Genomic DNA, 7,454 nt, shown 5'->3' on the forward strand with positions numbered 1-7,454 from the left:
GCCTAATCTGTACCCCAACTCGTTTTCAAAGGTATGAGGTGGAGAACTAACACCTCTTTCCCTCGCAGCCGCCCGCTCTGTCGTCTGCGCCGCCGCTACCGCCCCACGGTCGCGGCCCTCGCCATTGTGGCAGTTCCACAGGCGAGCAGATTGGCTCGATCGCTTCGGCGATCGGGCCTTTTCTTTTTAACCTCTAATATTCGAAAGCCAATCAATGACCACCAAAAACAGGGTGGGCGTAGACGAAGTCGTTGACGCCTTCACCGAACACCTGAATCTGCCGAGGAAATTCGTCCGCCAAGTCATCGCGGCCGAGAAGGCGCAAGATCGCATCGCCTCGGCCCGCCCGGTTTCCCCGCCCATGACTCCGCGCGCAATCGCCAGGATTGCCCTGGCGCTTACGTCGCCGACAGTCGGTCGCGCCGTCGAAACGGAGAAGGCGCTTGGCAGCCTCAATTTCCGAGAGGGCGAAGGCCAACTCACCCCGGAAGACGAGTTGACCGACCTGATCGAGTCCAGCGTCGGTTGGCGCTATCGGGGCGACTTCGACATTCGGGACGGATCACTCATCGTTGCCCACGACGACGCTGTCGTGTGGGTCGGCAAGAGCCGCTTTGCCAAGAAGGACGTCAAAGCGGGCGGCCTGAGCAAATTCACCAAAATCAAATTCGCAGCGCTGGCCGCCATCGCGCGCGAGCTACTGCCTGCCGAACGCGGAGTCGCTTAATGGCCAAGGTCAATCCCGAAAAAGACGTCCCTTCGCCGGAAGATCTGTCCGCCAATCTGCGCGACATGGAGGCCAGGCTGGAGAAGCTGGGGGCCGAGCGCGTCAGCGTGGATGAAGAGCAGCGCGCTATCGCTCGAGAAGATGCGGCTGCAAAGCGTGAGACCGACAAGAAAGAGCAGATCGACGCCCTGATCCGCGGCTCGAGCTACGTGCCGCCTGCCGCAACGCGCGACAAGATGGCTGCTCTCGCTCAGCGCCGAATTCTGCTGGATGCCGCTATTGAAGAGCTATCGCGACAGATCAGCCAGGAGCGTATCGAAGCCAGCAAACTGGTGGTGAACGAATTCCAAGCTGAACAGCAGGCGCTTGCAGCCGAGTTTTTCCGGCACCTCGCCAAGGCAATCGCGGTCCACTCCCGTTTCGGTCACATGAAGCAGCGGCTAGAGCGCGCTGGAGTGAACACGGCTGGCTTGCGGGATTTCGGCGATGACCTGCTTGGAACCCCCAACAGCCGCAGCGACCATGCCGCATATCATCTGCGCTATGGCCTGCGCTTCGGCCACTTGAAGTCTGCGGACGCGCCTGAGGGCTACCTATAATGAGCGCGACTGAAACAGCACGAGCCGCCGACGAGGAGCGTGACATCAAAGTGCCGGGCAAGCTCGCGGACGCGAAGACGGGCGAGAAGATTGTGTCGGCACTGAAGAAGTGGGCGGAACGCAATGGCCGAGCGGATTGACGTAAGATTCGCAGCCGCCGACATCAACTCGCAAACCGGGATCTTCTCCGGCTACGGCGCCGTCTTCGGTAACCTCGACAGCCATAAAGACATCATCATGAATGGCGCCTTCAAGGCGTCCCTTGCCGCGTGGCGCGCCAAAGGCCGGCTGCCTCGAATGCTGCTCATGCATGGCAGCTCCGGCAACCCGTTTACCGGCGATGATTTGCCTATTGGCGTCTGGACCGCGATGCGGGAAGACGCCAAGGGCCTGTATGTTGAGGGCCAGCTCCTCGCGCTGAACACCGATTACGGCAGGCGGATCCTATCCCTGATGCAGGGCGGCGCGCTTGACGGCCTGTCGATCGGCTATGTTGTCAAACGTTCGTCGGCAGGCAGTGGCACAGCAAAGCGGTTTCTGGAGGCGATAGACCTTCGAGAAGTCAGCATCGTTGATGAGCCGTCCAATGACCTGGCGCGGGTTGCCACGATCAAGGACTCCTTGGTCGCGGTGGACTTGGAGGGCGCCTATGCGAAGATGCAGAAGGCGTTGCGAGCGATGGCGGTCACGCCAGCCAATGATAACGGACTGGATGGTTTGGCGGGTCGTATCCGGGCGCTTGCTAGGCGGTAAGCTGCCCCTTCCGATCTTCGGCACTTGCTGCCGCGCCCTACCCCGTGGGCCCTCACGCAGAGTTTTTTCCTGAATCTTTGATTATTTGGAGGCGGCCAAGTCTGGCCGACAAGCAGACATGGCAAGTGGCGGCTTCAGGGCAAATGCTGGGCGGCCGAAAAGCGCCAAGGCGCCAAAGGCTAAGCCCATAAAAGTCCCCAAAGACATCAAGAAGGCGGCCAGAGAGTCGGGAATGTCTCCTCTCGATTACATGCTCACCGTCATGAACGATGACGATGCCGACAAGGAGCGTCGCGACCGCATGGCTATAGCCGCCGCGCCCTACGTGCACGTCAGGCCATCAGACGCGGCTAGCGGCAAGAAGGAACAGCAACAGGACGCTGCGGAAAAGGCATCTGCCTCTGGCAGATACGCGACGCCGCCGCCGCCAACTGGTGAATAATGGAATGGTCAACGGCTTGCCTCGATTGGGAAGAGCGCATTGTAACTCGCAAGTCGCTAATTCCAGCGCCTCTATTCGCAGATTGCCCACACGCACAACTAAAATTCCGATTCTTGATTAATTTTGAAGTGGTAAATTTGCGATTGCGTAGCAAAGACGGCTGCATATGCTAAATCCTTGAAGATCACATTCAAGGATCTCAGCTTTGGATGCTTTGCTTGCGGAAACCGATATCGAGGAGGCGCTTTCTGCCGCCTATGCTCACGCCATCGCGGCGTGTGCCGGATATGTCGTGGCGACAAAAAACTTCGACCGGGACGGCGTCGATCTGACCATTGAAGCGGGCGACACATTCCGCCCGAAAATTGATGTTCAACTCAAGGCGACCATAAATCTGGAGCCGGCAGGCGAAAATTTCCGATATGCCCTGAGACAGCGCAACTACGATCTGCTGCGAATCGAGACCCAAACACCTCGTATCCTCGTGGTCCTGAAATTGCCGCAAAACAAGGGTGATTGGTTAACCCTTACCCCTGAGAATTTGATTCTGCGAAATTGCGCGTATTGGACGTCGTTGGTGGGCTCGCCGGCAACGGACAACGAGTCGTCTACCACCATCGACATCCCTATCAAGAACTCGTTCGATACTAAGAGCTTGAAGGAATTGATGGAAAAATCACGGACAGGGAGCCTACGATGATCAGGTCACTTGTCGACGATCGAGAGGCCCTTTCCGCGGTCACTCCACAGGCATTGGTAGCCTATGTCAGGGCACAAGGATGGGTGAAATCCGAGAAATTCGGAAGACACAGCGACGTCTTCGTGAAGGATCATTCTCCAGAGCTGATCGTGCCGGCCACCGCCAAACTCGGCGACTACCCAGATGTGGTTTCCGAGATCGTACGCAAGATGGCAGCGCTGGAGGGCAGATCCGAACTCCAAGTCTTCCGCGATTTGTCGGGTGCCGATCGCGACGTTATCCGCGTTAGGGCGCCCGAAGCCGACGACGACGGCTCCGTGAGAATCGAAGCTGGCGTAGAGATATTCGCAAACGCCCGCGATCTGCTACTATCAGCAGCCTGCGCAGCAAATGATCCGCGCCCAGCCTATAGAGCAGGCGGAAATAAGGTGGCTGCAGGATACATGGATAGGGTGAGGCTTGGCCAAACGGAGCAAGGGAGCTTCGTTGTGACCCTTTTGGCTCCCGTTCCTCCCTCGCTTGAGCCGCCGAAGCAGACTGAACTCTGGCCGATTGCCTATGAGGAGCCCTTCGACCGCCGCGTCACCAGAATGCTCGCGGACGGCTTAGACGCGGCCCGCGATGCGGCGGAACAAGCTATCAGAAGCGAAAGCCTTGATCCCTTCCAGCAAGCCATACAGAGTGGGGTCAACGCGAACCTGTGCGAAGCGTTGTCGGCGTTGATCAGCAAAGGCGATGGCTTGGAAGTCTCCGTAACGTGGGCCAGAACTCGCCCGACGCCGGAAATCAGACGGAAGGTCGCGTTCACGCGCGGCGACGGGGAAGTATTCCAAGAAGCCGCTCGCATACTTCGCTCACAAGAGCCGCGAGCGGGCGAGGTGCTTGCCGGCTATATAACGGCCTCGGCCAGGAAGCCATCTCAGAAAGAAGGGCAGGTTACCATCAATACGTTTATCGATGGAAAGCCGGTCTCGGTAAAAACCATCCTGCCCCCGGAAGAATTCTCTCGCGCGCTTGTCGCACATGACACTAAGGACATCATTGAGATAACTGGGGACTTGCGGAGAGAGAACCACAGATGGTGGCTTGATAGGCCGCACAGCCTGCAAGTAATTTCTAGCCCCGCAGACGAGGTAGATAATTTTTAGGCCAACTTCGCCCACCACCATAACAGCACGAAACAGCGAATGGAGCGCGCACCGCCCGCCCCCATCATCTGATCTTTGGGGCTTTTCGGCCTGTTACCGGCGCCCAAAGCAAATTTTCGCATCCGCAAAATTAGGAATTTGAAATGGGGGGGTGGCGGTTCTAACAATCCGGGTGCTGCGTGGCATCAATTAGATGCTGCTACCTGATGGTCGACGTGTATCCGGGGTCAACGTGCGAGCTGCGGTCTAGCGTGTACGCAACGACAAACAGCGCTCCAACTATTAGAAATGGAGCGATCAGGATCGCCGCGCATGTCGGATTTATCTTTCTCATTGGGACATCGTGCGCCGCTCAATTTAATCAAATCCAAAGAAACACGGTTAACCGTGCCGGGTGCAAGCGCACCGGCATCAAGTAAAAATTCCCGACGTCATATTGCGCGATTGGATGGCTCGCCGGAGCCCTAAAGTCCCTTCAAAGGAAAATCAATGACCACCACCCAACGCGCCTTGGCGCGAACGCCTAGCCGTGCGCGCCTGGCAACCGTAGCCGGTCGCGCGTCAAACTATGGCGTCTTGTGCGGGCGCTACATCATCGAGCCAGGCGCCTTCCAATCGCTGACAAACGACCCGATGCCCAAGATGCTAATGAGCCACGAAGGGCCGGAAATAGGCGAATGGCTGAGCGTCTCTGAGGACGAGCAAGGCCTCTACGTCGCGGGAAGGCTGTGGGACAACCAGCCTGCACGGGAGGCTATCAGTCTCTACCTTGGAGGCGATCTGATAGGGCTATCTCTGGGGCCGAAAAAGAGATGCCGATGGAAGACCATGCGCTGCGGCATCCTACTGATCTCTCATATCGAGGCGATCGATGAAATTTCGCTTGCGAGGGTGCCGGGTGACCCCGCTGCACTGATCACTCAATTCCTCATCGGAGCAGGACAATAAATGGGCTACTCGATAAAGCGCCCAACGATTCATTTCGGCGACACAACCCCTGCACCGGTTGTTCCCGTTGTTCCCGAAGTCCAGACCACGCTGCCGACGTCGGCTTACGGCCAGACTATCCCGGTTGTGTACGGCAAGTGCCGCCTGCCGGCCGCCTATATCTGGTGCGCGCCTATCCTGACCGTAACGTCGACCCACATCGAGTTTTGGGACACGGTTACGACGACCACATCGAAGTTGACGGCCAGGCTGCGCTTTGCGCGCCCGCTGGTGCCGGATTCAACGTGGACGATGCGCAAGCTCTATGCCAACGGCAAGCTCGTCTATGACGGCAGCGTTGGCTATCGCCAGAAGGGGTTGAAGTTCACCGCCTATGATGGTCGCGGCGATCAGCCGCGCGACCCGGCGATGGTCAAGGAGGAGGGCGCGGACTTTGTTTCTGCGCACCGCGGCTATCTCGATATCGTGGTGGTGGACTTCGACATCGTTGGTTACGGCGCGCCGCCTGTCTTTGAGGCTGAGTGGATCCAAGACGGCGCGACGACGCATGATTACGACACGTTCACGACCTTTGCCGGCACCCCCAATGCCCGCGATCTGATTCCGGTTTGGGATCAACAGAAGCTTTACGGCTTCGACGACACGGACATTTTCCTGTATTCGATCGGCGCGGCGAAACAATATTTCACCTTCGATCGCGAACCGGACGTCTATAATTACTATCGGGTCTTTCGATACAGCCGAACCCTGGACCGGCTTTTCTATTTTGCGAGTTTCACCGGCACCAGCGATTGGGACGCGGTGCTCTGCGACGGAAGCACTGGCGCCGTCGTTGCAACGTCGGGGGACTCGGCGACAAGCAGCTCGCTCGTCGATGGTTGCCTCGTCGATGTCAGCAGCTCAACCGCGCTCGTCGTCGGCTTCGGCCTCAATGAGCAACTGTTTTGCTATCGCCTGACTGCCGACACGGTAACCCGCGCCTACCAGTCGACGGCAAGCTGGAACGGATATTCAGACATTCAATGCATCACGCCCGGCCCGGTGAGCGGCGATGCGGTGTTCTACCTCTGCGCGGATAACGACCTGGTCAAGGCGACGTTCTCGAGCCAGGGGACGCTCAAGAGCACGGCGGTACTGGCGACCTTTGCCGACGCGCTTCGCTATGCCGTTTACGACGACGGCGACCTGGTGGTGTGGACCGATGCCGGAACCGTTTCCCGTGTCGACGGCACGACCGGCGCTATCGAATTCACCAAGTCAGTGCCATATCAAATCGAGGCAATCGGCTCGCGCGATCTAGGCCCGCCTGATCTGCAGCGATTTGTTGACGAACTGTATTTCCTGCCAGTCGGCGGCACGACATCATATTTCACAGACCTCGACCTCGGCACGACGCGAAGCATCGCCGGGGCGAGTTCCACGGCGTCGTACTATTTCGATGGCCAGACGGATCAAATCATCTCGGAGACGGCCGGCGGCATTCCGCGGCGCCTGCGCATTACCTCCGATGACGGCACGCAGCGCCAACTAGAGGACTTCCTCGTCGCCCTCATGGAAGCCGGTGGCTTTTCGTCCGACGAAGTCGAAGTCATCAACGTGGACGACGTTATCGATGGCGCTGTGATCGACGTCACCAACGGCGTGCGGGACATCGCCAAGTCAATCTGCGAACCGTACTCGATCGCCATCTTTGAGCGCGCCGGCAAGATCATTTTCAAGCGCGCATTCACCGATGGCGCCTTTGCCATTGATGCAACGCTGGCGCCTTTCGGCGACATCGTGGACGCGTGACGGTCTGCAAGCATCTATGCAAACACCCCCCGACACGCGCACCGCTGCCAGCATCGAGCGCACCATGCGCGCTGATTTCAAAAGGAATTTCAAAATATGCTTATGTTGAATAGGTTTACCGGCTTCGGCGTACGTCGCGCATCTGGCGGCGGCGGCGGAACCGATCCGCATTTTGCCAACGTCGTCCTGCTGCTCGGCTTCGAAGGCTCTGACGGCTCGACCAGCACTACCGACGAGAGTCCATCAGCGCATTCCTTCACATTCAACGGAAATTCGCAGCTCGACACCGCTCAGGCCGCTTTCGGGGTGTCTTCCTGCCTGTTCGACGGCACGGGGGATTATCTAT

The 7,454-nt window shown here is 58.3% G+C and carries 10 protein-coding genes; all 10 read left to right on the forward strand.

Annotated features, from left to right (window positions below):
* Positions 1-214: 214 nt before the first annotated feature.
* Positions 215-727, forward strand: coding sequence for a hypothetical protein (locus EN742_RS17440; protein ID WP_128333068.1), 513 nt, complete (start codon positions 215-217; stop codon positions 725-727).
* On the forward strand, positions 727-1,326 hold the full coding sequence (locus EN742_RS17445; RefSeq protein ID WP_128333069.1) for a hypothetical protein: 600 nt from the start codon (positions 727-729) through the stop codon (positions 1,324-1,326). The genes EN742_RS17440 and EN742_RS17445 overlap by 1 nt, the downstream gene beginning before the upstream one ends.
* Positions 1,326-1,466, forward strand: coding sequence for a hypothetical protein (locus EN742_RS38170; protein ID WP_189375417.1), 141 nt, complete (start codon positions 1,326-1,328; stop codon positions 1,464-1,466). The genes EN742_RS17445 and EN742_RS38170 overlap by 1 nt, the downstream gene beginning before the upstream one ends.
* Complete coding sequence (locus EN742_RS17450; RefSeq protein ID WP_128333070.1) at positions 1,450-2,079, forward strand: HK97 family phage prohead protease; 630 nt, start codon at positions 1,450-1,452, stop codon at positions 2,077-2,079. Before EN742_RS38170 ends, EN742_RS17450 begins: the two co-directional genes overlap by 17 nt.
* Before the next feature lie 118 nt (positions 2,080-2,197).
* Complete coding sequence (locus EN742_RS17455) at positions 2,198-2,521, forward strand: hypothetical protein (RefSeq protein ID WP_128333071.1); 324 nt, start codon at positions 2,198-2,200, stop codon at positions 2,519-2,521.
* Between the two features lie 205 nt (positions 2,522-2,726).
* Positions 2,727-3,221, forward strand: coding sequence for a DUF4365 domain-containing protein (locus tag EN742_RS17460; RefSeq protein ID WP_128333072.1), 495 nt, complete (start codon positions 2,727-2,729; stop codon positions 3,219-3,221).
* Positions 3,218-4,369 (forward strand): hypothetical protein, encoded by a 1,152-nt coding sequence (locus EN742_RS17465; protein ID WP_245492343.1) that lies wholly within the window; start codon positions 3,218-3,220, stop codon positions 4,367-4,369. Before EN742_RS17460 ends, EN742_RS17465 begins: the two co-directional genes overlap by 4 nt.
* Positions 4,370-4,858: 489 nt before the next feature.
* Positions 4,859-5,317 carry an HK97 family phage prohead protease gene (locus tag EN742_RS17470; protein WP_128333073.1) on the forward strand — a complete coding sequence of 153 codons (459 nt, stop codon included), beginning with the start codon at positions 4,859-4,861 and terminating at the stop codon, positions 5,315-5,317.
* Positions 5,318-7,108: a hypothetical protein gene (locus EN742_RS17475; RefSeq protein WP_128333074.1), complete on the forward strand. Its 1,791-nt coding sequence runs from the start codon at positions 5,318-5,320 to the stop codon at positions 7,106-7,108. It abuts the gene before it with no gap.
* A 96-nt stretch (positions 7,109-7,204) separates the two neighbouring features.
* A partial coding sequence (locus tag EN742_RS17480; protein WP_210214466.1) for a hypothetical protein occupies positions 7,205-7,454 on the forward strand: 250 nt, incomplete at its 3' end.

It is taken from the genome of Mesorhizobium sp. M4A.F.Ca.ET.020.02.1.1, assembly GCF_004022645.1.
GTDB lineage: Bacteria > Pseudomonadota > Alphaproteobacteria > Rhizobiales > Rhizobiaceae > Mesorhizobium.

Excerpts from the sequence above, each read along its gene's own strand:
- EN742_RS17440 (WP_128333068.1), top strand. The coding sequence starts at position 215 with ATGACCACCAAAAACAGGGTGGGCGTAGACGAAGTCGTTGACGCCTTC.
- EN742_RS17445 (WP_128333069.1), top strand. The coding sequence starts at position 727 with ATGGCCAAGGTCAATCCCGAAAAAGACGTCCCTTCGCCGGAAGATCTG.
- EN742_RS38170 (WP_189375417.1), top strand. The coding sequence starts at position 1,326 with ATGAGCGCGACTGAAACAGCACGAGCCGCCGACGAGGAGCGTGACATC.
- EN742_RS17450 (WP_128333070.1), top strand. The coding sequence starts at position 1,450 with ATGGCCGAGCGGATTGACGTAAGATTCGCAGCCGCCGACATCAACTCG.
- EN742_RS17455 (WP_128333071.1), top strand. The coding sequence starts at position 2,198 with ATGGCAAGTGGCGGCTTCAGGGCAAATGCTGGGCGGCCGAAAAGCGCC.
- EN742_RS17465 (WP_245492343.1), top strand. The coding sequence starts at position 3,218 with ATGATCAGGTCACTTGTCGACGATCGAGAGGCCCTTTCCGCGGTCACT.
- EN742_RS17470 (WP_128333073.1), top strand. The coding sequence starts at position 4,859 with ATGACCACCACCCAACGCGCCTTGGCGCGAACGCCTAGCCGTGCGCGC.
- EN742_RS17475 (WP_128333074.1), top strand. The coding sequence starts at position 5,318 with ATGGGCTACTCGATAAAGCGCCCAACGATTCATTTCGGCGACACAACC.